This window comes from Pseudaquabacterium inlustre (assembly GCF_038066595.1).
GTDB classification, from domain to species: domain Bacteria; phylum Pseudomonadota; class Gammaproteobacteria; order Burkholderiales; family Burkholderiaceae_C; genus Pseudaquabacterium; species Pseudaquabacterium inlustre.
Genome location: NZ_JBBUTH010000005.1, coordinates 1 through 25,535 on the forward strand (window position 1 = coordinate 1; position 25,535 = coordinate 25,535).

Below are 25,535 nucleotides of genomic sequence, written 5' to 3' on the forward strand. Positions count from 1 at the left end.
GCCCCGCGCCGCTGAACCGGTCCAGCGCCTTGTCGCGCAGCGCCTGGGCCCAGGCCGGCATCGGCGGTAAGTCGGGCAAGGTCGGCAGGCCGGCCAGCGCGGGCCGGCGGCCGGTGAGTTGCGCGGTGATCGCGGTCTTGATCACCGCGGCCAGCGGCGGCACATGCTCGGCGGCGTTCAGCACCGCGCGGCGGGCCAGGCGGGCCGGGCCGCGCTCGTCGGTGAACAGCGAGACGATGGCATTGGTGCCCAGGTACACCGGCCGCGTCACGCGGCGGTGCTCGGCCTCGTAGGGCTGCAGCACGGCCAGCGCGCCGATGTCGCGGCCGGCGCGCCGCGCCGCGGCGATCTGGCGCGACAGCACCTGCACGCCATAGAGGCCGAAGTTCCAGCCATGCGCGGTGACCGGGTGCATGCCCACGGCCGCATCGCCCACCAGGGCGAAGCGCTCGCCGACGAAGCGGTGCGCGTACACGCCCACCAGCGGGTAATGGTGGCGCGGGCCGGCGGCCGACATCGTGCCCAGCCGTCCATCGGCCTGACCCTGGATGCGTGCGGAAAACGCGGCATCGTCCAGCGCCAGCCATTCAGGCGCCTGGTCGCTGGCCACCGTCACCACGGCCGAGCACTGACGCTCGTTCATCGGCAGCAGGGCCAGCGTGTTGCCGTAGCGGAAGCATTCCCAGGCCGTGGCCTCGTGGTCGCGTTCATGCCGCACACGGCCCACCACCACGCTGCGGCCGAAGTCGCGCATCGCCGCACCGATGCCGGCTAGGCGCCGCGTGCCCGAGAAGCGGCTGTCGGCGGCCACCACCAGCGGCGCGCGCAGCACCGTGCCATCGGCCAGCGTGACGCTGGCGAGCGGGCCGCTGCGATTCAGCGCGGTGACACGCGCCTCGCAGCGCAGTTGCACCGCCGGCCGGGCGACGGCGGCCTGGTAGGCCGCGCGGCGGATCAGGTGGTTGGGCACCAGCCAGCCCAGCGGCTCGGCATCGCCGGTGGCGAAGCGCAGCGGGCCCGTGCCACTGCCGTCCACCACGGCGGCCTGCTGCAACGGCGCGATGTGCTCGACGGGCACGCGCTCCCACTGACCCAGGTCGGCCATGATCTGCCGCGCGCGGTGGGTCAGCGCGATGTCGCGGCCGTCCTCGGCCGGCTCGGCAATGGCGGCCAGTGCCTGCTGCTCCAGCAGCAGCGGCACCAGGCCGGCATCGGCCAGCGCGGTGGCCAGGGCCAGGCCGGCGGGGCCGGCGCCGACGATCAGCACATCGGCGTCGGCCGGGCCGGGGAGGGGAAGGGCGGGGGTGGGCGCGGGGGCGGTGGTCTCGGGCATCGCGCGATGCTGCCCGAGCGGCCCTCAGCGGGCCTTGACCGGGGTCACCCGAAGAAGCTTTGGCGCCGCATCGCCTGCAAGGCCACCACGGCCAGCAGGGCATACAGGCCCAGGCTCCAGAACTCGTAGGCCAGGCCCAGCAGCGGAGCCGAGGCATCGGCGCAGTTGGCCGTGGCCTCGAACACCAGCGGCAGCGCGCGGTCCAGTCCGGTGGCCGACATGATCTTGTCGGCCAGCGTCAGGTTGCACGAGGCACTCTTGCTGGCCACGAAGTGCTGCCACAGCGCGGCGGCCATGCCGCCAAGGGCCAGCAGGCCCATCAGCGCGGCCATCACCCGGCGCATCAGGCGGCTGCGCATCAGCAGGCCCAGCAGCGCGGCCGTGCCGATGGCCACGAAGATCAGCCGCTGCAGCACGCACCAGGGGCAGGGCTGCATGCCCCAGGCCACCTGGGTGAACAGCGCCGCGCCCACGGCGCCGAAGCTGGCCACGGCCGCGGCCAGCAGCAGCGGCACCGGGCGAACCGCAGAACTCACTTCAGTTCCGCGATCAGCTCGATCTCGACGCAGGCGCCCAGCGGGACCTGCGCCACGCCGAAGGCGCTGCGGGCATGGGCGCCGGCGGCGCCGAACACCTGGCCGATCAGCTCGGACGCGCCGTTGGTCACCAGGTGCTGCTCGGTGAACGTGGGCGTGCTGTTCACCAGGCTCATCACCTTGACGATGCGGGCCACGTTGTTGAGGTCGCCGGTGGCGGCGTGCAGCGTGCCCAGCAGGTCGATGGCCACGGCGCGCGCAGCGGCCTGGCCTTCGGCGGTGCTGATGCCGGCGCCCAGCTGGCCCACCCAGGGCTTGCCGTCCTTCTTGGCGATGTGGCCCGACAGGAAGACCAGCTTGCCGGTCTGCACGAAGGGCACGTAGGCGGCGGCGGGCACGGCCACCGGGGGCAGGGTGATGCCGAGTTGCGAGAGGGTGTCGTAGACGGACATGTCAGGGGCCAGACAGAGTGGATCGGAAGGCAATCGGTCATCCTACACTGCGCTCCATGGCCGACACGGGGGGTCTTGGCGGCTGGCGCATCGCCTTGCCGGGCCTGGCCTGGCTGGGCGGCCTGGCACTGCAGTTGCAGCAGCCGGCGCTGTGGCCGCCGGCCTGCAACCGGGCGCTGCTGGCCGCGGCGCTGCTGGCAATGGTGATCGCTGCCGCCTTGGGACTGCGCTGCCGCCGCTGGGCTGGCCGCCTGGGGCCGGCGCTGGCGTGGGGGCTGCTTTGCGCGGGCCTGGCCGGTGTGGGCTTTGCCAGCACCGCCTGGCGCGCCGCCGACCGCCTGGCCGACCGGCTGGAACCGGCACTGGAAGGCGTGGACCTGACCGTCACCGGCGTGGTGGCCGCGATGCCCGACCAAGGCCCCGCCGGCACCCGGTTCACCTTCGCCGTGGAGCACGCCGAGGCGCGTGGCCAGCCGGTGCGCCTGCCCCGGCGCCTGACGCTGGGCTGGTGGGGCGGTGCCGACGAGACCGCCTGGCTGGACGAGCCCCGCGCCGAACTGCAGGCCGGCCAGCGGTGGCGCCTGCCCTTGCGCCTGAAGGCCTTGCACGGCGCGATGAACCCCGAGGGCTTCGACGTCGAACTGTGGTGGTTCGAGCAAGGCCTGGGCGCCAACGGCTCGGTGCGCGTGCTGCGCGGTGGCGCGCCTGCCCAGTTGCTGGCGGAGACCGGCGCCTACCCGGTCGAGCGCCTGCGCGGCCGGCTGCGCGAGGCCATCCGCCGCCAGGTGGGCGATGCGCGCGTGGCGGCCGTGCTGGCGGCGCTGGTGGTGGGCGATCAGGCCGGCATCGAACGTGCCGACTGGGAGCTGTTCCGCAGCACCGGCATCGCGCACCTGGTGTCGATCTCGGGCGTGCACGTCACGATGTTCGCGTGGCTGGCCGCGGCGGTGATCGGCGCACTGTGGCGGCGTTGGCCACGCGCCATGCTGGCGCTGCCCGCGGTGCAGGCGGCCCGCTGGGGCGGGCTGGCGCTGGCGGCGGCCTATGCGCTGCTGGCCGGCTGGGGCGTGCCGGCCCAGCGCACCGCGGTGATGCTGGCCGCCACGGCCGTGCTGCGGGGCGCCGGCCTGCGCTGGCCCTGGCTGCTGGTGCTGTTGATCGCCGCCGTGGTGGTGACGGTGGTCGATCCCTGGGCGCTGCTGCAGGCCGGGTTCTGGCTGAGCTTTGCCGCGGTGGCGCTGCTGATGGTGTCGGAGCCGGTCACGCGCACCAGGCCCGCGCCGCCAACGTCGCGTGACATGCCGCCGGACAAAGCGCCGGACAAAGCGCCGGACAAAGCGCCGGACAAAGCGCCGGACTGGCGGACGCGTGTGGCCGGCGCGGCAACGGGCCATCTGCGGGCGCAGGTGGTGGCCACGCTGGGCCTGGCGCCGCTGTCGCTGGTGTTCTTCCAGCAGTTGTCGCTGGTGGGCTTCGTGGCCAACCTGGTGGCCATTCCTCTGGTCACGCTGCTGATCACGCCGCTGGCCTTGCTGGGGGCGCTGGTGCCGCCGCTGTGGAGCCTGGCTGCGGCCGTGGTGCAGGCTGGAGTGGGAGGGCTGGCCTGGCTGGCCGGCTGGCCGCTGGCGGTGTGGACGGCTGGCGCCGCGCCGGCCTGGGCGGTGGCCAGCGGCCTGGCCGGCGCGGTGCTGGGCGTGCTGCCGCTGCCCTGGCGACTGCGGGTGCTGGCCTTGCCGCTGGTGCTGCCGCTGCTGTGGCCGGCGCCCGATCGGCCGCCGCCCGGCAGCGTGCAGGTGCTGGCGGCCGACGTGGGGCAGGGCACGGCCGTGCTGGTGCGCACGCACGCGCACCTGCTGGTCTATGACACCGGCCCGCAGATCAGCCGCGACAGCGACGCCGGCCAGCGCGTGCTTCTACCGCTGCTGCGCGCCCGCGGCGAGCGGCGCATTGACCGGCTGATGCTCAGCCACCGCGACACCGACCATGTGGGCGGTGCCGCCACCCTGCTGGCCGCGCTGCCGGTGGGGGAGGTCTGGAGCTCCCTGGCCGACGACCACCCGCTGCGCACCGCCCCCGGAGCGCCCGCACACACCCGTTGCCAGGCCGGCCAGCATTGGCAATGGGAGAGCGTGCACTTCGCCGTGCTGCATCCCACGCCCGAGGCCCACGCGGCCGGGCTGCGGCCCAATGCGCTGTCGTGCGTGCTGCGCATCACCGATGCCGCCGGCCGCCGCGTTCTTCTCACCGGGGACATCGAGGCGCAACAGGAGGCCGCGATGCTGCAGCGCCTGGCGCCCGATGAACTGGCCGCCCAGGTGCTGCTGGTGCCGCACCACGGCAGCCGCACCTCGTCGAGTGCCGCCTTCCTGGACGCCGTGGCCCCGCAGGTGGCGGTGGTGCAGGCGGGCTACCGCAGCCGATTCGGCCATCCGGCGCCCGATGTGGTGGCGCGTTACGACGATCGACGCATTGTTCTGGTGCGAACGGATCGATGTGGTGCATGGTGGTGGCAGGATGGTGCGGCAAGATGCACCCGTGATGTGCGCCGCCGTTACTGGCATGGGCCGGTGGCGGACGCCCTCGCGGAAACCCTGGTTCGATAGTTGCTAATTCCCTTTCGCAGATTCCCTCTCGTCAGGAGCCCCCGACGCATGAAACCCGCATTCGACGAGATGCACGATGGCGCCGGCACCGTCCGCGCCCATTACGGCGGCTTTGACCGCTGGCTGGCCGAGCAACCTGCCGAGCGCATGGCCGCGCGGCGCGAAGAAGCCGAGATGATCTTCCGCAGGGTGGGCATCACCTTCGCGGTCTATGGCGCCAAGGACGAGGACGGCGCGGGCACCGAGCGGTTGATCCCGTTCGACCTGATCCCGCGCATCATCCCGGCCGACGAGTGGCAGCGCATGCAGCAGGGCCTGGTGCAGCGCGTCACGGCGCTCAACCGCTTCCTGCACGATGTCTACCATGACCAGGAGATCCTGAAGGCCGGGCTGATCCCCGCCGACGAGATCACCCGCAACGCGCAGTTCCGCCCCGAGATGATGGGCGTGGACGTGCCGCGCCAGATCTACTCGGCCATCGCCGGCATCGACATCGTGCGCGCCGCGCAGCCCGATGGCAGCGGCACCTACTACGTGCTGGAAGACAACCTGCGCGTGCCCTCGGGCGTGAGCTACATGCTCGAGAACCGCAAGATGATGATGCGGCTGTTCCCCGAGCTGTTCGGCCGCCACCGCATCGCCCCGGTGGCGCACTACCCCGACCTGCTGCTCGAAACCCTGCGCGAGGTGGCGCCGGCGGCCGTCAACGAGCCCACCGTGGTGGTGCTGACGCCGGGCATGTACAACAGCGCCTACTTCGAGCACGCGTTCCTGGCCCAGCAGATGGGCGTGGAACTGGTCGAGGGCCAGGACCTGTTCATGAAGGACGGCTTCGTCTACATGCGCACCACGCAGGGCCCCAAGCGCGTGGACGTGATCTATCGCCGCGTCGACGACGACTTCCTCGACCCGCGCGCCTTCCGCCCCGACAGCACGCTGGGCTGCGCCGGCCTGCTGGAGGCCTACCGCGCCGGCAATGTGACGCTGGCCAATGCCATCGGCACCGGCGTGGCCGACGACAAGAGCATCTACAGCTACGTGCCGCAGATGGTCGAGTTCTACTTGGGCGAGAAGCCCATCCTGCAGAACGTGCCCACCTGGCGCTGCCGCGAGCCCGAGTCGCTGAAGTACGTGCTGGCGCATCTGCCCGACCTGGTGGTCAAGGAGGTGCATGGCGCCGGCGGTTACGGCATGCTGGTCGGGCCGGCCGCCAGCAAGGCCGAGATCGAGGCTTTCCGCGCCGCGCTGGTGGCCAACCCGTCCAACTACATCGCGCAGCCCACGCTGGCGCTGTCGAGTTGCCCCACCTTCGTCGAGAAGGGCATCGCGCCGCGCCACATCGACCTGCGGCCCTTCGTGCTGTCGGGCAAGACAGTGCAGATGGTGCCGGGCGGCCTGACCCGCGTGGCGCTGAAGGAAGGCTCGCTGGTGGTCAACAGCAGCCAGGGCGGCGGCACCAAGGACACCTGGGTGCTCGAGGCCTGATCGACGAACACGGAAGAAAACACATGCTGTCGCGTACCGCCGACCACCTGTTCTGGATGGCCCGCTACATGGAGCGGGCCGAAAACACCGCACGCATGCTGGACGTGCACTACCAGACCTCGCTGCTGCCGCAGCAGAACCACCGCGCCGAGCTGGGCTGGGCCGGGGTGCTGGGCATCTCGGAGCTCACCCACGCCTTCCACCAGAAGCACGCCGAGGTGAATGCCGCCAACGTCATGCACTTCATGGTGCGTGACGCGGGCAACCCGTCCAGCATCGTGGCCTGCCTGCAGGCCGCGCGCGAGAACGCCCGCGCCGTGCGCGGCGCGCTCACCACCGAGCTGTGGGAAACCACCAACCAGACCTGGCTGGAGTTCAAGCGCCTGCTGGCCGACGACAGCTTCGAGCGCGACCCCTCGGCGCTGTTCGAGTGGGTGAAGTTCCGCTCGCACCTGAGCCGCGGCGTCACCGTGGGCACCATGCTGCAGGACGAGGCGCTGCACTTCATCCGCATCGGCACTTTCCTGGAGCGCGGCGACAACACGGCCCGCCTGGTGGACGTGAAGTTTCATGCGCTGGCGCGCGACTACTTCGGCAACTGGGGCGACGACGATGCGCCCGAGGTCGACTTCTATCACTGGAGCGCGATATTGCGCTCGGTGAGCGGCTTCGAGATCTACCGCAAGGTCTACCGCAACGTCATCCGCCCCGACAAGGTGGCCGAACTGCTGATCCTGCGCCCCGACATGCCGCGCTCGCTGGCCGCCTGCATGGACGAGGTGGTGGCCAACCTCGACCAGGTGGCCAACCCGCAGAGCGCCGAGACCCGCCGCCGCGCCGGCCGCCTGCGCGCCGACCTGCAGTTCGCGCGCATCGACGAGATCCTGGCCACCGGGCTGCACGCCTTCCTGACCCAGTACCTCGACCGCATCAACGACATCGGCGGCGGCATCAGCCGCGACTTCCTGATGCCGGCCTGACTCTCGGTCTCACGCAGGGCCACCACCTTGTCACGCGCCATCGCCACGATGGCGCGTCTTGCATTGCACGACGCCTTTCCGAAAGAGGTATTCCTTGTCCATCCACGTTGCGCTGAACCACGTCACGCACTACCGCTATGACCGGCGGGTCAGCCTGTCGCCGCAGGTGGTGCGCCTGCGCCCGGCGCCGCATTGCCGCACGCCCATCCTCAGCTACTCGCTGAAGGTCGAGCCGGTCGAGCACTTCATCAACTGGCAGCAGGACCCGTTCTCCAACCACCTGGCGCGCCTGGTGTTCCCGGAGAAGACCACCGAGTTCAAGGTCACGGTCGACCTGGTGGCCGAGATGTCGGTCTACAACCCGTTCGACTTCTTCCTGGAGCCGGGCGCCGAGACCTATCCGTTCGCCTACGGCGAGGCGCTGGCGCAGGAGCTGGCACCCTACCTGGCGGTGGGCGAGCCCACGCCGGCGCTGGCCGCCTTCCTGGCCACCATCGACCGCAGCGAGGTGCGCACCATCGACTTCCTGGTGGGCCTGAACCAGCGCCTGCAGCACGACATCCGCTACCTGATCCGCATGGAGCCGGGCGTGCAGACGCCCGACGAGACGCTGACCAAGGCCAGCGGCTCGTGCCGCGACACCGGCTGGCTGCTGGTGCAGACCCTGCGCCACCTGGGCCTGGCCGCGCGCTTCGTCTCGGGCTACCTGATCCAGCTGAAGCCCGACGTCAAGGCGCTGGACGGCCCCAGCGGCACCGAGGTCGACTTCACCGACCTGCACGCCTGGTGCGAGGTGTTCCTGCCCGGCGCCGGCTGGATCGGCCTGGACCCCACCTCGGGCCTGCTGGCCGGCGAGGGCCACATTCCCGTGGCCTGCACGCCGGTGCCCAGCAGCGCCGCGCCGATCAGCGGCGCAGTGGACGAGTGCGAGGTGAGCTTCGAGCACCACATGCAGATCACGCGCATTTACGAGTCGCCGCGCGTGACCCAGCCCTACACCGACGAGCAATGGGCCGAGGTGCTGGCCCTGGGCGAATCGGTGGATGCCAAGCTGCAGGCCGGCGACGTGCGCCTGACCATGGGCGGCGAGCCCACCTTCGTCAGCGTGGACGACCGCGACGGCGCCGAATGGAACACCGATGCGCTGGGCCCCACCAAGCGCATCCTGGCGCAAGACCTCACGCAGCGCCTGCGCGCGCACTATGCCGACGGCGGCTTCCTGCACTTCGGCCAGGGCAAGTGGTACCCCGGCGAGCAGCTGCCGCGCTGGGCGCTCAGCATCTGCTGGCGCGCCGACGGCCAGCCCTGCTGGCATGACCCGAGCCTGTTCGCCGACGAGCGCGACGACCACCGCTACACCGAGGCCGATGCCCAGGCCTTCATGCAGGCACTGACGCGCCGCCTGGGCGTCACCGCCGACCATGTGCAGCCGGGCTACGAGGACACCTGGTACTTCCTGTGGCGCGAGCGCCGCCTGCCGGTCAATGTCGACCCCTTCGACGCGCGCCTGGACGACGAGATGGAGCGCGTGCGCCTGCGCCGCGTGTTCGGCCAGGGGCTCGACCAGGTGGTGGGCTATGCGCTGCCGCTGCGCCGGGCCGAAGGCGGCGCGGCCCTGGCCGGCGCACGCTGGGAGACCGGGCCCTGGTTCTTCCGCGACGAGCGCATGTACCTGTTCCCCGGCGATTCGCCGATGGGCTACCGCCTGCCGCTGGATTCGCTGCCCTGGGTCAGTGGCACCGAATACCCGTACCACATCGAGCACGACCCCTTCGCGCCGCGCGATGCGCTGCCGGCCGCGGCCGCCATCCGCAGCCAGTACGCCGCGCATGTGGTGGGCGGCGGCTTTGCCGAGGGCGGCGTGGTGGCCGTTCAGGGGCAGGGCCACCATGTGCCGGCGGGCGCTGGTGCCGGCGCGGGCTGGCCGGCTGCCGGCACCGGCCTGTCCGGTGGCACTGCGCCGGGCACCGGGCCGGGCACGGCATCGGCCGCGGCACTGGCCAACAGCGCGGCCGCGTCGGTGGATCTGTCGCGCTCGCCCAGCCGCTTCGAATCAGCCGCGTGGATCGTGCGCACGGCCCTGGTGGTGGAGGTGCGCGACCCCGCGCGCGTCAACGGGCCCAAGGTCGAGGCCGCGGCACTGGCCAGCGGCCGCCAGCGCGGCGTGCTGTATGTCTTCATGCCGCCGCTGCAGCGCCTGGAGGACTACCTGGAGCTGCTGGCCGCGGTGGAGGCCACCGCCGTCGAGCGCGGCGTCAAGCTGGTGCTGGAAGGCTACCCGCCGCCACGCGACCCGCGCCTGAAGCTGCTGCAGGTCACGCCCGACCCCGGCGTCATCGAGGTCAACATCCACCCGGCGCACGACTGGAAGGAACTGGTCGAGCACACCGAGTTCCTGTACGACGCGGCCTGGCAGAGCCGCCTGTCCACCGAGAAGTTCATGCTCGACGGCCGCCACACCGGCACCGGCGGCGGCAACCACATCGTGCTGGGCGGCGCGCGGCCCGAGGATTCGCCCTTCCTGCGCCGGCCCGATGTGCTGGCCTCGCTGCTGGCCTGCTGGCACAACCACCCCAGCTTGAGCTACCTGTTCTCGGGCCTGTTCATCGGCCCCACCAGCCAGGCGCCGCGCGTCGACGAGGCGCGCAACGACCAGCTGTACGAGCTGGAGATCGCCCTCGGCGAGATCGAGCGCAACAAGGCGGTGTACGGCCAGGAGATGCCGCCCTGGCTGGTGGACCGCACGCTGCGCAACATCCTGGTGGATGTGACCGGCAACACCCACCGCAGCGAGTTCTGCATCGACAAGCTGTACTCGCCCGACAGCGCAACCGGGCGCCTCGGCCTGCTGGAACTGCGCGCCTTCGAGATGCCGCCGCATGCGCGCATGAGCGTGGCCCAGCAGCTGCTGCTGCGCGCGCTGGTGGCGCGCTTCTGGGCCGAGCCTTACCGTGCACCGCTGGTGCGCTGGGGCACGGCGCTGCACGACCGCTTCCTGCTGCCCACCTTCCAGTGGATGGACTTCGAGGACCTGCTCGACGAGCTGCGCCAGGCCGGCTTCGCGTTCAAGGCGGAATGGTTCGCGCCGCACTTCGAGTTCCGCTTCCCGAAGATCGGCAGCCATGTGGCGCGTGGCGTGCAACTGCAGCTGCGCACCGCGCTGGAGCCCTGGCATGTGATGGGCGAGGAGGGGGCTGCCGGCGGCACCGTGCGCTACGTGGATTCGTCGGTCGAGCGCCTGGAGCTCAAGGCCTCGGGCCTGACCGATCCGCGCCATGTGGTCACGGTCAATGGCGTGGCCGTGCCGATGCAGCCCACCGGCCGCGCCGGTGAGTACGTCTGCGGCATCCGCTACCGCGCCTGGCAGCCGCCGAGCGCGCTGCACCCGACCATCGGCGTGGACGCACCGCTGACCTTCGACCTGGTCGATCGCTGGAGCCAGCGCTCGCTGGGCGGCTGCCAGTACCACGTGGCACATCCGGGCGGGCGCAACTACGCCACCTTCCCGATCAACGCCTACGAGGCCGAGAGCCGGCGCCTGGCGCGCTTCTTCACCATCGGCCACACGCCGGGCACGATGCGGGTGGGCCAGGCCGAGCACAGCCTGGAGTTCCCGTTCACGCTGGACCTGCGCACCGCGTGATGTGCCGAATGGCACCCGCTCGGGTGGGAAGCCGCGTGCCAGCGCCCGCCGGCAAGGCATCATCGGACCATGTCCGAGCGATGGCTGAACGATGACGGCGAGGTGAAGCCCGGTCCCGGTGCCCCGGCGCCGGGCGCCGCCGTGGCGGCGCTGGTGCGCCGTGCCAGCCCCGGCGCGTGGGACGAGTGGCGGGCCGCCGGTCCCGGCCAGCTGGCCGGTGCGGCGGCCGAGCACTGGCAGCGCTTCGTGCAGATCCTCGGCCCGGCCGGCTGGGCCGACCTGCCGGGCCGCCACCACCGCGTGGGCCAGCGCGTGCAGGAGGACGGCGCCACCTACAACGTCTACGCCGACGGCGACACCGGCGCGCGGCCCTGGCCGCTGGCGCTGCTGCCCTACATCGTGGGCGCGGATGACTGGGCCCAGCTCGAGCGTGGCGTGGCGCAGCGCGCGCGCCTGCTCGAAGCCACGATGGCCGACCTGTACGGCCCGCAGCGGTTGCTGCGCGACGCGCTGCTGCCGGCCTCGCTGATCTACGCCCATCCGCAGTACCTGCGGCCGGTGCGCGGCCTGCAGCCGGTGGGCGGGCAGTGGCTGCACCTGCTGGCCTTCGACCTGATGCGCGGCCCCGACGGCCGTTTCAGCGTGCTGGCGCAGCGCGCGCAGGCGCCCTCGGGCCTGGGCTACCTGCTGGAGAACCGGCTGCTGATCGCGCCGCAGTTCCGCGAGCAGTTCGCCGAGCTGAATGTGCAGCGCGTGGCGGCCAGCTTCCGGGCGCTCCTCGATGGCCTGCTGCGCGCCAGCCCGGCCGGCGCACGCAGCCGCATCGTGCTGCTCACGCCCGGTCCGCTGAACGAAACCTACTTCGAGCAGGCCTTCCTGGCGCGTTACCTGGGTGTCTCGCTGGTCGAGGGCAGTGACCTCACGGTGCGTGGCCAGCAGCTGTACCTGAAGACCATGCATGGCCTGGAGCCGGTGCACGTGGTGCTGCGCCGCGTCGACGACGAGTTCCTCGATCCGCTGGAACTGCGCGGCGACTCGGCCCTGGGCATCCCCGGCCTGATGCAGGCGCTGCGCGCCGGCACCGTGGTGCTGGCCAATGCGCCCGGCGCCGGCGTGCTCGAAAGCCCCGGCCTGGCCGCCTTCTGGCCCGGCGTGGCCGAGCGCCTGCTGGGCGAGCCCCTGGCCATGCCGGCGGCCACCAGCTGGTGGTGTGGCGAGGCCGCGGTGTGGGCCGAGCAGCGCGAGCACCTGGCCGACTACGTGGTGGCGCCCACCTTCCCCGACAGCGGCTTCGGCCCGCGCGTGGCCGCGGCGCTGCCGGCCGACGAGCGCGCACGCCTGGCCGCGCGCATCGACGCCGACCCCGCGGCCTACACGCTGCAGGCGCGTGTGCGCCTGTCCGAGACGCCGGTGTTCGCCCACGGCCAGATGCACCCGCGCGCGGCGGTGCTGCGCGTGTACGCGGTGGCCGATGGCGCCGGCGGCTGGCGCGTGCTGCCCGGCGGCCTGACCCGCGTGGCCGGGCCGGCCGAGGGCGGCGTGGCCCCCGATCCCTGGCTGAGCATGCAGCATGGCAGCGCCAGCGCCGACACCTGGGTCATCACCCGCGGCGAGGTCGACGACAGCACGCTGCTGCCGCGTGCATTGACTGCCGACGACCTGCGCGGCTGGCACCGCAGCGTCACCAGCCGCGCGGCCGAGAACCTGTTCTGGCTGGGCCGCTACACCGAGCGCGCCGAGAACACCGTGCGCCTGGCGCGCCTGGTGCTCGAGTCGCTGCCGGGCGCCAGCGCGCCGGTGCTGCGCCTGCTGGGCGAACTGTCGGTGTGGCACGGCCTGGTGGGGCGCGACGTGCCCACGCCGCAGCAATCACCACGCGTGTTCGAGCGCGTGCTGCTGGCCGGCCTGCGCGGCAACGACCTGGCCTCGGGCGTGGGCCGCAACCTGCGCAGCCTGCGCCACTGCGCGCTGGCGCTGCGCGAGCGCCTGTCGCCCGAGCACTGGCGGCTGATCCACGAGGTGGACCGCCGTTTCGAGCAGCACCTGGACGACGCGCTGAAGGCCGGCGACGGCCATGCCACGGTGGCCGACGTGCAGGGCGTGCTTGGCCGCGCGGCCACGCACCTGTCGGCCATCACCGGCGCGCAGACCGACCGCATGACCCGCGACGACGGCTGGCGCCTGCTCAGCGTGGGCCGCCAGATCGAACGCCTGGACATGCTGGCCCATGCGCTGGCGCTGGGCTTCGAGCTGCGCGTGCACGAGGCCGACGACGGTTTCGCGCTGCTGCTGGGACTGTTCGACAGCCTGATCACCTACCGCGCCCAGTTCCAGGCGCGGCGCGAGGTGCTGCCGCTGCTGCACCTGCTGGTCTTCGACACCGACAACCCGCGCTCGCTGGCCTGGGTGGCGCGCACCATGCGCGACCGCCTGCGCAAGCTGGCGCGTGGCGGGGCCGGTGACGACTGGGTGGCCGGTGTCACCGCCGACCTGCCGCAGCCCGAGGGCTGGGACCTGGCCGGCCTGGGCACGGCCGATGCCGACGGCGGCCATGCCGCGCTGGTGGCCGCGCTGCGCCAGTGCTGCACCGCCGCGCGTGGCCTGTCCGACGAGATCGGCCGCCACCTCTTCGTGCACGTGGCCTCGCCCGAGCACCGCGTGTGGCAATGAGCGCCGGGCCCGTGTGGCTGTCGGTCTGCCACGACACCCACTACCGCTATGACATGCCGGTGGAAGTGGCGCACCACAGCGCCCACCTGCGCCCGCGCGACACCGACACGCAGCGCGTGGTCGACTGGCAGTTGCAGATCGATCCAGCGCCCGATGGCGCCGTGCAGCAGAGCCTGGACGCCTTCGGCAACTGGCGCCACGGCTTCAGCCATGCCCAGGTGCATGCCTCGCTGACCGTGCGCTCGAGCTTTCGCGTGCAGATCCGCCCGCCGCGCGCGCTGCGCGCCGACGACAGCCCGCCGTGGGAGGCCGTGGCCCATGCGCTGCGCTACGCGGCCGGCGTACAGCAGCCCGAGGCCGCCGAGTTCGTGCTGGGCTCGCGCTTCGCGCCACACGACGCGCGGCTGGCCGCGTTCGCGGCCGACCTGTTCACGCCGCAGCGGCCGCTGCTGGCCGGCGCGCTGGCGCTGATGCAGCGGGTGCACCGCCACATGCGCTACCGCCCGCTGTCCACCGATGTGGCCACCGATGCCCCCACGGCGTTGGACCGCGGCGAGGGCGTGTGCCAGGACTTCGCGCACCTGACCATCGGTGCGCTGCGCTCGCTGGGTCTGGCCGCGCGCTATGTCAGCGGCTACCTGCTGACCCATCCGCCCGAGGGCCAGCCGCGCCTGGTGGGGGCCGACGCCAGCCATGCCTGGCTGGCCGTGTGGTGCCCGCGCCAGGGCTGGGTGGCGCTGGACCCCACCAACGACTGCGTGGTGGGCTGCGACCATGTCACGCTGGCCTGGGGCCGCGACTATGGCGACGTGGCGCCGCTGCGCGGCGTGATCCGTGGCGGTGGCAGTGCGCCGCCCGAGGTGGCGGTGACGGTGATGCCGCTGTCGCCACTGACACCACCTGAGGCCTGACGCCTGACGCCGGGCCCCTGAAACGACAACGCGGTGGCACCGCTTGCGCAGTGCCACCGCGTGGCATCGGTCGCAGGCGCCGCAGCGCCTGCATCGGATGTCGGATTACTTCTTGGCGGCGCCTTCGCCCACCGGGTTCGTGCCAGCCTTCTCGGCGGCAGCGGCTTCCTTCTTGACGTCGGCGCGGGCCTTGGTCGACTTGGCCTTCTCGACGGCGCCGGCGCCTTCACCCTTCGGGGCGGTGCCAGCCTTCTCGGCGGCGGCGGCTTCCTTCTTCACTTCGGCGCGGGCCTTGGTCGACTTGGCAGCCTCCTTGGCGCCAGCGTCTTCACCCTTGGGCAGGGTGCCGGCCTTCTCGGCGGCGGCGGCTTCCTTCTTCACCTCGGCGCGGGCCTTCGGGGCTTCCTGGGCCAGCACCGACTGGCTGGCGAACACGGCGGCGATGAGGGCGGACAGGGTGATCAGCGATTTCTTCATGGCTATTCCTCTTACGTGGTTTCGAACTGTGGACATGCCACCGATGCCGGGCCGATCCCGGCGGGCTCGCCGTGACATTCACGTCGAACACCTGCTCCAGCAACGCGTTTGCAGCCTGGGCCGTTGACGCCTGCCGTGGCCTTTCGGGCCGCTTGGCGGGATTCGCCGGTAGCCCTTGGATTATGCCCGCCGGCCTTGCACCATCCGGTTGTGTCGCGCTCAAGCAACGTTGGCCGCGGCCCCCCGGGCCAGGCACCTGCCAACACCTGTCACGAAGGGGCGCCCACGCCGCGCCGTACCCCATGCCGGCCCGGGCCACGGCGCCGGGCTTTGATGCAGGTCATGCGCGCCCCGGTCTCCGGGGGAAACCACGGTTCTGGCGGCGTGACGGCGCTGCGTACAGTGGATTGAACAAATCGAACGGTCGTTCGATTCTTCGTGGGGATCTCGGGCTGCGGGCCCGACAGGAGGCGCAATGAGCATCAAGCGGAATGGGGCGCTGTCGCTGTTGACGGCGGCATTGCTGGCGGCCTGCGGCGGCGGAGGTGACGATGCGCCGCCGGCGCGCGGCACCATCATCACGGCGCAACTGGCGGCGCAGGTGGCCATGGCCACCATCGACGCGGGCACCGCGGCCTCCGGCGCCCAGGCGCTGACCGGCCTGGCGCAGTGCGACGTCGACATCCGCTACGTCTACTACGTGACACGCGATCCCGCCGGTCAGCCGGCCACCGCGTCGACGGCGGTGATGGTGCCCTCGGGCACCGGCGCCAACTGCTCGGGCGAGCGGCCGGTGCTGCTGCACGCGCACGGCACCACCACCGCCAAGTCGTACAACATCGCCGATGTGGCGCACAACAGCGAGGGCGCGTTGCTGATGTCGATGTATGCCGCGCAGGGCTTCATCGTCGTCGCACCCAACTACCTGGGCTACGACCGTTCGTCGCTGTCGTACCACCCTTACATCCTGGCCGAGGCGAATGCCGTCGACATGGTCGACGGCTTGCGCGCCGCCAAGGCGCATCTGGCCGCGGCCAGCGCGGTCAAGCCGTCGGCCAAGCTGCTGGTCACCGGCTACTCCGAGGGCGGTTATGTGGCGATGGCCACGCACAAGGTGATCGAGCGCGACCACGCGGGCGAATTCACGGTCACGGCCTCGGGGCCGATGTCGGGCCCGTACAACTGGCTCAAGACGGTGGACGTGGCCTATGGTGCGGGCCCGGTGCCGGCCGGCGCGGTGCTGTTCACGCCGCTGATCCTGACCGGCTACCAGAAGACCTATGGCGACATCTACGCCAGCGTCAACGAGGTCTACCAGTCGCCCTATGCGGCCACCGCCGAGACGCTGTTCCCGACCGACACCGCGGTCAGTGACCTGATGGCCCAGGGCAAGCTGCCGGCCGATCCGACGCTGACGATGATCTGGGGCACCGGCGGGCTGCTGACCGACAGCTTCCGCACGGCCTATGCCAGCAGCCGCCTGCGCAAGCGGATCGAGGAGAACTCGCTGCTGGGCTGGACACCGAAGCGGCCGATGGCGCTGTGCGGCGGCGCCGAGGATCCGACGATCTTCTACTTCAACGCCACCGATGCGCAGGCCGACTTCGCGGCGCGCGGCGCGCAGGTGCCGGCCTTCAACCTGGAAAGCCGCAGCACGCTGCCCAGCGGCGCGCTGGGCGATGCGCTGTACGCCGGCTTCCAGGCCCGCAAGACCGCCGCCGGCACCAACGCCACCGCGCAGTACCACGGCGGTCTGGTGCCGCCGTTCTGCACGGCGCTGATGCGCGGCTTCTTCCAGCAGACGCTGGCCTCCGGCCTCTGATCACCCGGATACGAGGACTCCCCATGCGCAACACCCCCACACTGGCCACGCTCGGCCTGGGCCTCGGGCTCGGGCTCGGCCTGTTTTCGGCCGGCGCCGTGCAGGCGCAGTCGCACACCGTCTATTTCGGCGGCATGCACATCGACGTGAAGAGCAAGGCACCGGCCCTGCAGGGCGGCAGCGCGCTGCCGCCGCCGGGCGCGATGATCGACGTGGGCGATGCCGACACCATCGGCTTCGGCTATGTCTACCGCCTCAACCCCACCTGGAGCATCGAGGCCGCGGTGGGCCTGCCGCCCAAGCACAAGGTGTACGGCCGGGGCTTCATCGAGCCCTTCGGCCAGATCCTGTCGGTCAAGCAGGTGGCGCCGACGGCCTTCGTGAACTACCACTTCGACAGCCTGTTCGGCGGCAAGCTGGTGCCCTTCGTCGGTGCCGGCATCAACTTCACCCGGTTCACCGACATCCGCAGCACGCCTTCGGGCAACGCGGCCAGCGGCGGGCCCACCACCACCACGCTGAAGGATTCGGTGGGGCTGGCGGTGCATGCGGGCGTGACGGTGCCGCTGGGCGGGCGCTGGTTCTTCGTGGCCACGGTGGCGCATGCCGATGTGCAGACGGACAGCACGGCCACCACGCGCACCAACAGCGGCGACATCGTGCGCACCACGCACATCACGTTCCGGCCGACGGCCGGCACGATGTCGCTGGGCTACAGCTTCTGACCGGGGCAGCGCCGCCCCGGCCGGGCCTCAGTGGCCCTTAATGCCCAGCAGTTCCACCTCGAAGTGCAGCGTGGCGTCGGGCGGGATCACGCCGCCGGCGCCGCGGCTGCCGTAGGCGATGGCCGGCGGGCAGGTGAGCTTGGCCTTGCCGCCCACCTTCATGCGCTGCACGCCCTCGGTCCAGCAGGGGATCACGCGGTTGAGCGGGAACTCGGCCGGCTGGCCGCGGCTGTGCGAGCTGTCGAACTCCTTGCCGTTCGGAAAGGTGCCACGGTAGTGCACCTTGACCACGTCGGTGGCCGCCGGGCTGGGGCCGTTGCCCTCGGTCACGGTCTGCATCACCAGGCCGGACTGGGTGGTGACGGTGGTGCCCGGCTGGGCCTGGGCGGGCAGGGCGGCCAGCAGGGCCGCGAGCAGAACGCCGGCAGCAGCCAGCGGCGAGGTCGACAGGGGCTTGGACATGGGCTTGTACAGGTGGCGAGGCATCGAGAGGGGCGCATCATCGCACCGACGCCGGTGCCGCCGGTGGCGGTGCCGGGCGCCGGATACACTTGCGCCCAGCGTTCGGCCGTGACGGATTTCCGTGATGTCCGGCGCGTTGTTTCATCTGCCGTCGCCACCGCGCCTGCCCGGCGCGCGTCACCTCCCGCCCCATGCCCTCTGCCGCTCCGGCCAAAGCTGCGTTCGACCTGAAGAGCACCGCCTGGACGCTCACCGCGCTGCGCCTGCAGACGGCCGACGTGGCCGAGCTGGTGCAGGCGCTGGACGCGCGGTTTGCCGACACGCCCGGTCTGTTCGACGACGACCCCGTGGTGCTTGATCTGAGCCCGCTGCGCGAGGCCGCCGGCACCCTCGATTTCGCCGCCTTGCTGCCGGCCATCCGGCGCCACCGCCTGGTGCCCATCGCGGTGCAGGGTGGCAGCGCCGCGCAGACCGCGGCCGCCCGCGCCGCCGGCCTGGCCGAGGCGCTGGACGCCGCGCCGCACGGCGCCGCCGAGCCGCCCACCATGCGCCACGAGGTCGAGGTGCGCGAGGTGGTCAAGGAAGTGGTGCGCGAGGTCGAGGTGCTGAAGGAGGTGGAGGTGGTGCGCGAAGTGCCCGCCGCCTCGGGAGCGCCGACGCTGGTGCTGGACAAGCCGCTGCGCTCGGGCCAGCGCGTCTATGCGCGTGGCGGCGACCTGGTGGTGCTGGCGGTGGTGAGCTTCGGTGCCGAGGTCATCGCCGACGGCAACATCCATGTCTACGCGCCGCTGCGCGGCCGCGCCATCGCCGGTGCGCGCGGCGACACCACGGCGCGCATCTTCAGCACCTGCCTGGAGCCGCAACTGGTGTCCATCGCCGGCATCTACCGCACCATCGAGACGCCGCTGGCGCCCGCGGTGTGGGCCAAGCCGGCCTCGGTGCGCCTGGACGGCGAGCGCATCCAGATCGAACCGCTGACGGTCTGAGGCCGGGCCTGCCGCCTGTCTTCATCCCCACACAGACTCACACGCACAAGGAACACCCACCGATGGCCAAGATCATCGTCGTCACCTCCGGCAAGGGCGGGGTCGGCAAGACCACCACCAGTGCCAGCTTCGCCTCGGCCCTGGCCTTGAAGGGCTTCAAGACGGCCGTGATCGATTTCGACGTCGGCCTGCGCAACCTCGACCTGATCATGGGCTGCGAGCGCCGCGTGGTCTATGACCTGATCAACGTGATCCAGGGCGAGGCCAACCTCAGCCAGGCGCTGATCAAGGACAAGCACTGCGACAACCTGTTCGTGCTGGCCGCCAGCCAGACGCGCGACAAGGACGCGCTGACGCAAGAAGGCGTCGAGAAGGTGCTGAACGACCTGATCGCCCAGGGCTTCGAGTACATCGTCTGCGACTCGCCGGCCGGCATCGAGACCGGTGCGCTGATGGCCATGCACTTTGCCGACGAGGCGCTGGTGGTCACCAACCCCGAGGTCTCGTCGGTGCGCGACTCCGACCGCATCCTGGGCATCCTGGGCAGCAAGACCAAGCGCGCCATCGAGGGCAAGGAGCCGATCAAGGAGCACCTGCTGATCACGCGCTACAACCCGCACCGCGTGCAGGACGGCCAGATGCTGTCGCTGCAGGACGTGCAGGAGATCCTGCGCATCCCGCTGATCGGTGTGATCCCCGAGAGCCACAGCGTGTTGGACGCCAGCAACCAGGGCACGCCGGCCGTGCACCTGAAGGGCAGCGACGTGAGCGAGGCCTACCTCGACGTGGTGGCGCGCTTCATGGGCGAGGAACGCCCGCTGCGCTTCACCGAGGCCGAGAAGCCCGGCTTCTTCAAGCGTCTGTTCGGCGGGAGGTGAGCGGCATGTCGTTCCTCTCCTTCCTGCTCGGCGAGAAGAAGAAGTCGGCCTCGGTCGCCAAGGAGCGCCTGCAGATCATCCTGGCGCACGAGCGCTCGGGCCGCGGCGTGCGTGCCGACTACCTGCCGGACCTGCAAAAGGACCTGGTGGCGGTGATCAGCAAGTACGTGCAGATCTCGCCCGACGACATCAAGGTCAGCCTCGAGAAGCAGGACAACCTCGAGGTGCTCGAGGTCAAGATCGAACTGCCCGACGGCGTGAAGTGATTCAGGCGGTCAGCGCGCTGGCGGCTTCGGCTGCCGGCACTGCGGCCGGCGCCTGCGCTGCCCCCTCGGGCAGCCACTGCAGCATCTTCGAGAACAGCGTCTCGGGCGCCACCGGCTTGGTGACATGGCCGTTCATGCCGGCCTCCTGGCAGGCCCGACCGGCGTCGCCGAAGACATGGGCGGTCATCGCCAGTATCGGCACCGCCGCGCCCTGCGGCAGCTGGCGGATGGCCCGCGTGGCGGCCAGGCCGTCCATGCCGGGCATCTGCATGTCCATCAGGATCAGGTCGTAGCGCTGGCGCTGCACATGCGCCACGGCGGCCAGGCCGTCGTCCACCACGTCGACCTGCACGCCCACCGACTCGAGCAGCGCCGAGGCCACTTCCTGGTTGACCACGTTGTCCTCGGCCAGCAGCACGCGCAGGCCGCGGCGCTGGCGCAGCTGAGTCTCGGCGTCGCTGCGCGCCGGCAGGTTGGCGGGCGCCAGGGCCACCGGGGTGGGCGCCATGTCGAGCCACAGCTCGATCCAGAAGCGGCTGCCCTGGCCGGGCGCGCTGTGCACGCCCACCTCGCCGCCCATCAGCCGTGCCAGGTGGCGGGCGATGACCAGGCCCAGGCCGGTGCCGCCGGGCTGGGGGCTGCCGGCCGACGACAACGGCTCGAAGGGCTGGAACAGGCGCTGCTGCTGGGCATCGTCCAGGCCCGGACCGGTGTCGGCCACGCCCAGGCGCACGCGGCAGCGCGTGGCCTGGCGCTGCACACTGCAGCCCTCCAGCCGCACTTGGCCCAGCTCGGTGAACTTGATCGCGTTGCTGGCGAAGTTCAGCAGCACCTGGCGCAGGCGCTTGGCATCGCCCAGGCTGCGCAGCGGCAGGTCATGCAGGTCGAGCACCAGGGCCAGGCCCTTGCGCGCGGCGGCCTCGGCCAGCATGTCGTGCACCTCGGTCATCACGTCGGCCAGCGAGAACGCGGTGTGCGCCACCGCCACCTTGCCGGCCTCGATCCGGGACAGGTCGAGCACATCGTCGACGATGCCCATCAGCTGCGTGGCGGCGCCGTGGATGCGTTCGAGCTGCGGGCGCTGTGGCGTGGCGGCGGCCGGGCCGTCGCGGGCCAGCAGGTGCGTGAGGCCGATGATGGCGTTCAGCGGCGTGCGGATCTCGTGGCTCATGCCCGCCAGCAGATCGGTCTTGGCCTGCTTGGCGCGCTCGGCCGAGAGCCGCGTGCTGTGCAGTTCGGCATGGGCCTGGCTGAGCGCCGCGGTGCGTTCGGCCAGCAGGCCCTCGAGGTGGTGGCGGTGGCGTTCCTGCGCCTGGGTGTGGCGCTGGCGCTCGGTGATGTCGTCGAGCATGGCCACGCGGTGCGTGATGTGGCCGGCACCGTCGCGCAGCGCATGCAGGCTGAGCCAGGCGGTGTAGGCCCGGCCGTCGCTGCTGCACAGCGCCTGTTCGCCAGCCCAATCGCTGCCCAGTTGCAGCGGCGCGGCCAGGGCCTGGACCGTGGCGTCGCCCGGGTCGGCGGCCAGCAGCGCGGCCAGCGCCTGGCCGGGCGCCTGGTCGGGGCGGTGGCCGGTGAGGGTTTCGAAGGCGGGGTTGACGGTGATCACCGTGCCGTCGGCCTCGCACAACGCGATCGCCTGGGTGCTCTCGTCGAACACGCGGCTGGTCAGGCGCAGCGCCAGGTTGCGCTGCTGCAGCGCATGCACCAGCGCGACCAGCGAGCGGGTGCACTGCGCCACCTCGCCGTGGCCGCGAGGCAGTGGCATCGGCGTGTCCAGCGCGCCCTGGCACAGCCGGGCGGCGGCGTCGCCCATCTGGCGCAGTGGCTGCAGCAGGCGGCCCAGCGCCACCCAGACCCCGGTGGTGACCACCGCCACCGCGAGCAGGCCCAGCGCGGCGGTCAGCAGCGCCAGCTGCCGCGCGGGCGCGAATGCGGTCTCGGCGTCGGTGCTGGCCACCACGCGCCATCCCAGACCCGGAGCGCGGCCATGGCCGGCGGCCAGCACGCCCATGGCCAGGCGCTCGCGGCCGTCGGGGTCGGTGAAACGCAGCGGTTCGGGCGGGGCAGGGCGGGCAGCGGCGGTGGGTTCGGATGGCTGGGATGCCGGCGCGGTGTGCCCACCGGCCACGGGCTCGCCGATCAGCACGCGGCCCTGCGCGTCGGTGACGCTGAACTGCACCCCGTCGGCCCGCCATGGCTCGGCCAGCCGGCGCCACTCGCCGGCATGGGCATGCGGGTCGTGTGCGAACCGGGCCGCCACATCCTGGGCGGCCAGGGTCAGCAGGCGCTGCTGGGCGTGCTCGATCTGGTGCTCGGCCAGGTGGCGGGTGGCCAGGGCCAGTGCCAGCGCGGCGACCAGGCCCGTCAGGCCGATCGCCAGCGTGAGCTTCGTGCGCAGACTGGCGGACTTGAACATGCGGCGACCCGTCTCCCAACGACCGTGGCGGCGCGGCCGTCATTCATCAGGTCGGGACGCTGACGTCCCGCATTAGCGGTGCGGCCGCTGAGCGATCAAGCTCGAAGTCATTCTGGGCGGCACCTGGGGGGCTGTCCATGCGCCGCAGGTGCATGTCCAGCACTCCCCACAGGGGCTGTCGAATCGTTCCGTCGTGACATGGACGGATGCACTGCGGGTTTGCCCCGCCATGCGCTCAGGCCGCGTCGAACAGCGGCTGCAGCTGGTCTTCCCAGGCTTCCAGTTCGGTCGCGGGAACGGCCAGCCAGTCCAGCGCGGTGTCGGCATGGTCGTGCCATTCGCGGTCGGGTGGCATGCGTTCGGCGCGGCGCATCAGGTGCTCGGCCAGCAGGCCGGCGGCCACCAGCGTGTGCACCTCGTTGTCGGCGCCGGCGTCGCCCAGGTGGGCGAGATCGTGGTGCAGGCGCACCGAGGCCACCAGCGTGGGCGAGAAGCGCCACAGCTTGCACACCAGGGCGCCGGTGACGGCATGGTCGGTGCGGTGGTTGGCGTTCTCGGTGGCCACGCCGCTGCGGTCGTGGCGCATGTCGGCTTCCATCAGCGTGGCGGCATAGCCGCGCACGCATTGCAGCAGCACCGGCAGGCCCACATGGCAGAACAGGCCGTGGGCGTGGGCCAGGTCCACCGGCAGTCCGGGCAGCTGGCGCGCGATGAAGGCCATGGCCACGGCACGGCGGCGCGAGCGTTCCCAGAAGCGCTCGAGCTGCGCGCTGCGCACCGGCAGGGCCTTGGCCACCAGGAATTCGGTCATCGCGCGGGCGGTCTCGTCCAGGCCCAGCAAGGTCATGGCCTGGCCGACGGTGCTGACCGTGTGGCCGCCGCTGTGCAGCGGGCTGTTGGCCAGGCGGATCAGCGCGGCCGACATGGCCACGTCGTGCGAGGCGATGTGGGCCACCTCGGTCAGGTCGGGCTCGCGCGGGGCCAGGGCGTCCTTCAGCCGCAGCAGCAGCGTGGGGCAGGGCGGAATGGCGATGTGCTGCAGCGGGCCGCAGCGCCGTGCCTGCTCGATTTCGGCCTGGATGGCGGCGGTGGAGGCACGTGCAGCAGCGGTGGGGCTCATGGTGGGCAGGTCAACGGTTTGTCGCCTTATCGGCCACCGGCGGCGGATCTTGATGGCCGATGTCACGCCACCGCCACCGGCCGCGTCCGCCGCGGCGCCCGGCGTGCTCAAGGGCCGCGGTGGTCGGGCGGCGCGTCGGCATCGGCACGGATCTGCCGCTGCAGCGCTGCCCAGCCGGCGGCGCCCAGCGCCTGCAGCGTGGCGATGTTGGTCTCGTAGATCGACTCGGCCTCGGGGAAGGCGGCCACCGCGCGGTCGATGCTGGCCTCGCGGATCAGGTGCAGCGTGGGCCAGGGCGAGCGGTTGGTGGCGTGCGAGATGTCATCGGCCGGCGCGTCGGCGAACTGGTAGTCGGGGTGGAAGCTGGCCACCTGCAGCACGCCTTCCAGGCCCAGCGCGGCGAGGCTGGCGTCGGCCACGTCGAGGAAGTCGTTGTAGTCGGCAAAGTCCTGCAGCACGCGCGGGTGCACCAGCACGGTGGTCTCCACCTCGGTGATCGGCGTGGCGGCCAGGTGCTGCAGTTCGTCGATCAGCACATGGACCAGCGCATCGGTGTCGGTGGCGTCGGTGTGCACGTAGCGGATCAGGCCCTTGACCTGCGGTGCCTTGGCAAAGGGGCACAGGTTCAGGCCGATCACCGCGCGGTCGATCCAGGCGCGGGTCTCGGCCAGTGCGCGTTCGGCGCTGGGCGGGGCGTCGCCAGCGGGCGGAATGGCGGCGTCGGCGGGGGTGACGGGCGGCACGTGGGCAGGCATCCGACGATTGTTGCCTACACTGCGCGGCCCGAACCCCGACCCACCATGTCCCTGATCCTGCTGGCGCCCATGGAAGGGCTGCTCGACCACAGCCTGCGCGATGCGCTGACCCTGGTCGGTGGCATCGACCGCTGCGTGACCGAGTTCATCCGCGTCACCGACCGGCTGCTGCCCGACCGCGTGTTCCTGCGCGTGATGCCCGAACTGCTGAACGGCAGCCGCACCGCCGCCGGCGTGCCGGTGCGCGCCCAGCTGCTGGGCAGCGAGCCGGCGGTGCTGGCCGACAACGCCGCGCGCCTGGCCGAGCTGGGCGCCGAGGGCGTGGACCTGAACTTCGGCTGCCCGGCCAAGTGCGTGAACCGCCACCGCGGCGGCGCCGTGCTGCTGGACGAGCCCGAGCTGGTGGGCGAGATCGTGGCCACGGTGCGCCGCGCCGTGCCGTCCGGCGTGCCGGTGTCGGCCAAGATGCGCCTGGGCAACCGCGACGAGGACACCATGCTGGACGTGGCCCGCGCCATCGCCGAGGCTGGCGCCAGCGAGCTGGTGGTGCATGGCCGCACCAAGCTGCAGGGCTACAAGCCGCCGGCTTACTGGGACCGCATCGCCCACATCCGCGCCGCGGTGCCGGCGCTGCCGGTGGTGGCCAATGGCGAGGTGTGGACGGTGGACGACGCGCAGCGCTGCCGGGCCGAGAGCGGCACGCAGGCGCTGATGCTGGGCCGCGGCATGGTGGCCGATCCCGGCCTGGCGCTGGCCATCCGCGGCCAGGCCGACCCGATGGCCGACCCGCATGCCGGCTGGCGACGCGTGCCACCGCTGCTGGCGCGCTACTGGCAGCGCGTGGCGCTGCATGTGGACGCGCGCCACCGCGCCGGCCGCATCAAGCAGTGGCTGAACCTGCTGCGCCGGCGCTTTCCTGAGGCGCAGGCGCTGTACGAGCGAATCCGCACCGTGAACGACACGCGCGAGGTCGAGGCGCTGCTGTTCGGCGCGGCGCAGACCCGGCCGGCCTGAG

The 25,535-nt window shown here is 71.9% G+C and carries 20 protein-coding genes; 12 read left to right on the forward strand and 8 right to left on the reverse strand.

Annotation, left to right across the window (positions count from 1 at the left end):
* The 3 genes from ubiM to AACH10_RS11040 all read right to left on the reverse strand — a co-directional run.
* The coding region (gene ubiM, locus AACH10_RS11030; RefSeq protein WP_341410461.1) for a 5-demethoxyubiquinol-8 5-hydroxylase UbiM at positions 1 to 1,333 on the reverse strand (1,333 nt) is incomplete at its 3' end.
* Positions 1,334 to 1,377: 44 nt separating this feature from the next.
* Entirely contained in the window at positions 1,378 to 1,869 is a 492-nt protein-coding gene (locus tag AACH10_RS11035) for a disulfide bond formation protein B (protein WP_341410462.1), read from the reverse strand.
* A complete protein-coding gene (locus AACH10_RS11040) occupies positions 1,866 to 2,321 on the reverse strand; it encodes a RidA family protein (RefSeq protein ID WP_341410463.1) in 456 nt (151 codons plus the stop codon). Before AACH10_RS11040 ends, AACH10_RS11035 begins: the two co-directional genes overlap by 4 nt.
* Before the next feature lie 56 nt (positions 2,322 to 2,377).
* Between AACH10_RS11040 and AACH10_RS11045 the strand changes: the two genes are divergently transcribed.
* The 6 genes from AACH10_RS11045 (at position 2,378) to AACH10_RS11070 (ending at position 14,613) form a co-directional block, all read left to right on the forward strand.
* The gene (locus tag AACH10_RS11045) at positions 2,378 to 4,924 is read left to right on the forward strand and encodes a DNA internalization-related competence protein ComEC/Rec2 (protein WP_341410464.1); all 2,547 of its coding nucleotides are present in this window, start codon (positions 2,378 to 2,380) and stop codon (positions 4,922 to 4,924) included.
* Between the two features lie 48 nt (positions 4,925 to 4,972).
* Positions 4,973 to 6,409, forward strand: a complete 1,437-nt coding sequence (locus AACH10_RS11050) for a circularly permuted type 2 ATP-grasp protein (protein ID WP_341410465.1) — start codon at positions 4,973 to 4,975, stop codon at positions 6,407 to 6,409.
* Between the two features lie 23 nt (positions 6,410 to 6,432).
* The gene (locus tag AACH10_RS11055; protein WP_341410466.1) at positions 6,433 to 7,389 is read left to right on the forward strand and encodes an alpha-E domain-containing protein; all 957 of its coding nucleotides are present in this window, start codon (positions 6,433 to 6,435) and stop codon (positions 7,387 to 7,389) included.
* 94 nt (positions 7,390 to 7,483) lie between these two features.
* Positions 7,484 to 11,032 carry a transglutaminase family protein gene (locus AACH10_RS11060; RefSeq protein WP_341410467.1) on the forward strand — a complete coding sequence of 1,183 codons (3,549 nt, stop codon included), beginning with the start codon at positions 7,484 to 7,486 and terminating at the stop codon, positions 11,030 to 11,032.
* A 69-nt stretch (positions 11,033 to 11,101) separates the two neighbouring features.
* Positions 11,102 to 13,702: a circularly permuted type 2 ATP-grasp protein gene (locus AACH10_RS11065; RefSeq protein WP_341410469.1), complete on the forward strand. Its 2,601-nt coding sequence runs from the start codon at positions 11,102 to 11,104 to the stop codon at positions 13,700 to 13,702.
* Positions 13,699 to 14,613 carry a transglutaminase family protein gene (locus AACH10_RS11070; RefSeq protein ID WP_341410470.1) on the forward strand — a complete coding sequence of 305 codons (915 nt, stop codon included), beginning with the start codon at positions 13,699 to 13,701 and terminating at the stop codon, positions 14,611 to 14,613. The genes AACH10_RS11065 and AACH10_RS11070 overlap by 4 nt, the downstream gene beginning before the upstream one ends.
* A gap of 105 nt (positions 14,614 to 14,718) precedes the next feature.
* Here the strand turns inward: AACH10_RS11070 and AACH10_RS11075 are convergent, their stop codons facing one another.
* The gene (locus AACH10_RS11075; RefSeq protein ID WP_341410471.1) at positions 14,719 to 15,090 is read right to left on the reverse strand and encodes a DUF4148 domain-containing protein; all 372 of its coding nucleotides are present in this window, start codon (positions 15,088 to 15,090) and stop codon (positions 14,719 to 14,721) included.
* A 475-nt stretch (positions 15,091 to 15,565) separates the two neighbouring features.
* On the opposite strand from AACH10_RS11075, the gene AACH10_RS11080 reads away from it, so the two are divergent.
* Positions 15,566 to 16,912, forward strand: coding sequence for an alpha/beta hydrolase family protein (locus AACH10_RS11080; protein WP_341410472.1), 1,347 nt, complete (start codon positions 15,566 to 15,568; stop codon positions 16,910 to 16,912).
* A gap of 23 nt (positions 16,913 to 16,935) precedes the next feature.
* The gene (locus AACH10_RS11085; RefSeq protein ID WP_341410473.1) at positions 16,936 to 17,637 is read left to right on the forward strand and encodes an OmpW/AlkL family protein; all 702 of its coding nucleotides are present in this window, start codon (positions 16,936 to 16,938) and stop codon (positions 17,635 to 17,637) included.
* Positions 17,638 to 17,664: 27 nt separating this feature from the next.
* On the opposite strand, the gene AACH10_RS11090 is transcribed toward AACH10_RS11085, so the two are convergent.
* Positions 17,665 to 18,099, reverse strand: a complete 435-nt coding sequence (locus tag AACH10_RS11090; protein ID WP_341410474.1) for an FKBP-type peptidyl-prolyl cis-trans isomerase — start codon at positions 18,097 to 18,099, stop codon at positions 17,665 to 17,667.
* A gap of 191 nt (positions 18,100 to 18,290) precedes the next feature.
* On the opposite strand from AACH10_RS11090, the gene minC reads away from it, so the two are divergent.
* From minC to minE, 3 genes are all read left to right on the forward strand, one after another.
* The gene (gene minC / locus AACH10_RS11095; protein WP_341410475.1) at positions 18,291 to 19,085 is read left to right on the forward strand and encodes a septum site-determining protein MinC; all 795 of its coding nucleotides are present in this window, start codon (positions 18,291 to 18,293) and stop codon (positions 19,083 to 19,085) included.
* Positions 19,086 to 19,147: 62 nt separating this feature from the next.
* Positions 19,148 to 19,963 (forward strand): septum site-determining protein MinD, encoded by an 816-nt coding sequence (gene minD, locus AACH10_RS11100; protein ID WP_341410476.1) that lies wholly within the window; start codon positions 19,148 to 19,150, stop codon positions 19,961 to 19,963.
* A 5-nt stretch (positions 19,964 to 19,968) separates the two neighbouring features.
* Positions 19,969 to 20,229: a cell division topological specificity factor MinE gene (gene minE / locus AACH10_RS11105; protein ID WP_341410477.1), complete on the forward strand. Its 261-nt coding sequence runs from the start codon at positions 19,969 to 19,971 to the stop codon at positions 20,227 to 20,229.
* Position 20,230: 1 nt separating this feature from the next.
* Here the strand turns inward: minE and AACH10_RS11110 are convergent, their stop codons facing one another.
* The 3 genes from AACH10_RS11110 to AACH10_RS11120 all read right to left on the reverse strand — a co-directional run bounded on the left by AACH10_RS11110 (position 20,231) and on the right by AACH10_RS11120 (position 24,520).
* Positions 20,231 to 22,645 carry a PAS domain-containing hybrid sensor histidine kinase/response regulator gene (locus AACH10_RS11110; protein ID WP_341410478.1) on the reverse strand — a complete coding sequence of 805 codons (2,415 nt, stop codon included), beginning with the start codon at positions 22,643 to 22,645 and terminating at the stop codon, positions 20,231 to 20,233.
* A 235-nt stretch (positions 22,646 to 22,880) separates the two neighbouring features.
* A complete protein-coding gene (locus AACH10_RS11115; RefSeq protein ID WP_341410479.1) occupies positions 22,881 to 23,765 on the reverse strand; it encodes an HDOD domain-containing protein in 885 nt (294 codons plus the stop codon).
* A gap of 107 nt (positions 23,766 to 23,872) precedes the next feature.
* A complete protein-coding gene (locus AACH10_RS11120; RefSeq protein WP_341410480.1) occupies positions 23,873 to 24,520 on the reverse strand; it encodes a DUF1415 domain-containing protein in 648 nt (215 codons plus the stop codon).
* 45 nt (positions 24,521 to 24,565) lie between these two features.
* Between AACH10_RS11120 and AACH10_RS11125 the strand changes: the two genes are divergently transcribed.
* Positions 24,566 to 25,534 carry a tRNA dihydrouridine synthase gene (locus AACH10_RS11125; protein ID WP_341410481.1) on the forward strand — a complete coding sequence of 323 codons (969 nt, stop codon included), beginning with the start codon at positions 24,566 to 24,568 and terminating at the stop codon, positions 25,532 to 25,534.
* Position 25,535: the final 1 nt, after the last annotated feature.

Excerpts from the sequence above, each read along its gene's own strand:
- AACH10_RS11090 (WP_341410474.1), bottom strand. The coding sequence starts at position 18,099 with ATGTCCAAGCCCCTGTCGACCTCGCCGCTGGCTGCTGCCGGCGTTCTG.
- AACH10_RS11075 (WP_341410471.1), bottom strand. The coding sequence starts at position 15,090 with ATGAAGAAATCGCTGATCACCCTGTCCGCCCTCATCGCCGCCGTGTTC.
- AACH10_RS11080 (WP_341410472.1), top strand. The coding sequence starts at position 15,566 with ATGAGCATCAAGCGGAATGGGGCGCTGTCGCTGTTGACGGCGGCATTG.
- AACH10_RS11050 (WP_341410465.1), top strand. The coding sequence starts at position 4,973 with ATGAAACCCGCATTCGACGAGATGCACGATGGCGCCGGCACCGTCCGC.
- AACH10_RS11065 (WP_341410469.1), top strand. The coding sequence starts at position 11,102 with ATGTCCGAGCGATGGCTGAACGATGACGGCGAGGTGAAGCCCGGTCCC.
- AACH10_RS11040 (WP_341410463.1), bottom strand. The coding sequence starts at position 2,321 with ATGTCCGTCTACGACACCCTCTCGCAACTCGGCATCACCCTGCCCCCG.
- minE (WP_341410477.1), top strand. The coding sequence starts at position 19,969 with ATGTCGTTCCTCTCCTTCCTGCTCGGCGAGAAGAAGAAGTCGGCCTCG.
- AACH10_RS11055 (WP_341410466.1), top strand. The coding sequence starts at position 6,433 with ATGCTGTCGCGTACCGCCGACCACCTGTTCTGGATGGCCCGCTACATG.
- AACH10_RS11120 (WP_341410480.1), bottom strand. The coding sequence starts at position 24,520 with ATGCCTGCCCACGTGCCGCCCGTCACCCCCGCCGACGCCGCCATTCCG.
- AACH10_RS11125 (WP_341410481.1), top strand. The coding sequence starts at position 24,566 with ATGTCCCTGATCCTGCTGGCGCCCATGGAAGGGCTGCTCGACCACAGC.
- AACH10_RS11110 (WP_341410478.1), bottom strand. The coding sequence starts at position 22,645 with ATGTTCAAGTCCGCCAGTCTGCGCACGAAGCTCACGCTGGCGATCGGC.
- minC (WP_341410475.1), top strand. The coding sequence starts at position 18,291 with ATGCCCTCTGCCGCTCCGGCCAAAGCTGCGTTCGACCTGAAGAGCACC.
- AACH10_RS11085 (WP_341410473.1), top strand. The coding sequence starts at position 16,936 with ATGCGCAACACCCCCACACTGGCCACGCTCGGCCTGGGCCTCGGGCTC.
- AACH10_RS11045 (WP_341410464.1), top strand. The coding sequence starts at position 2,378 with ATGGCCGACACGGGGGGTCTTGGCGGCTGGCGCATCGCCTTGCCGGGC.
- AACH10_RS11070 (WP_341410470.1), top strand. The coding sequence starts at position 13,699 with ATGAGCGCCGGGCCCGTGTGGCTGTCGGTCTGCCACGACACCCACTAC.
- AACH10_RS11115 (WP_341410479.1), bottom strand. The coding sequence starts at position 23,765 with ATGAGCCCCACCGCTGCTGCACGTGCCTCCACCGCCGCCATCCAGGCC.
- minD (WP_341410476.1), top strand. The coding sequence starts at position 19,148 with ATGGCCAAGATCATCGTCGTCACCTCCGGCAAGGGCGGGGTCGGCAAG.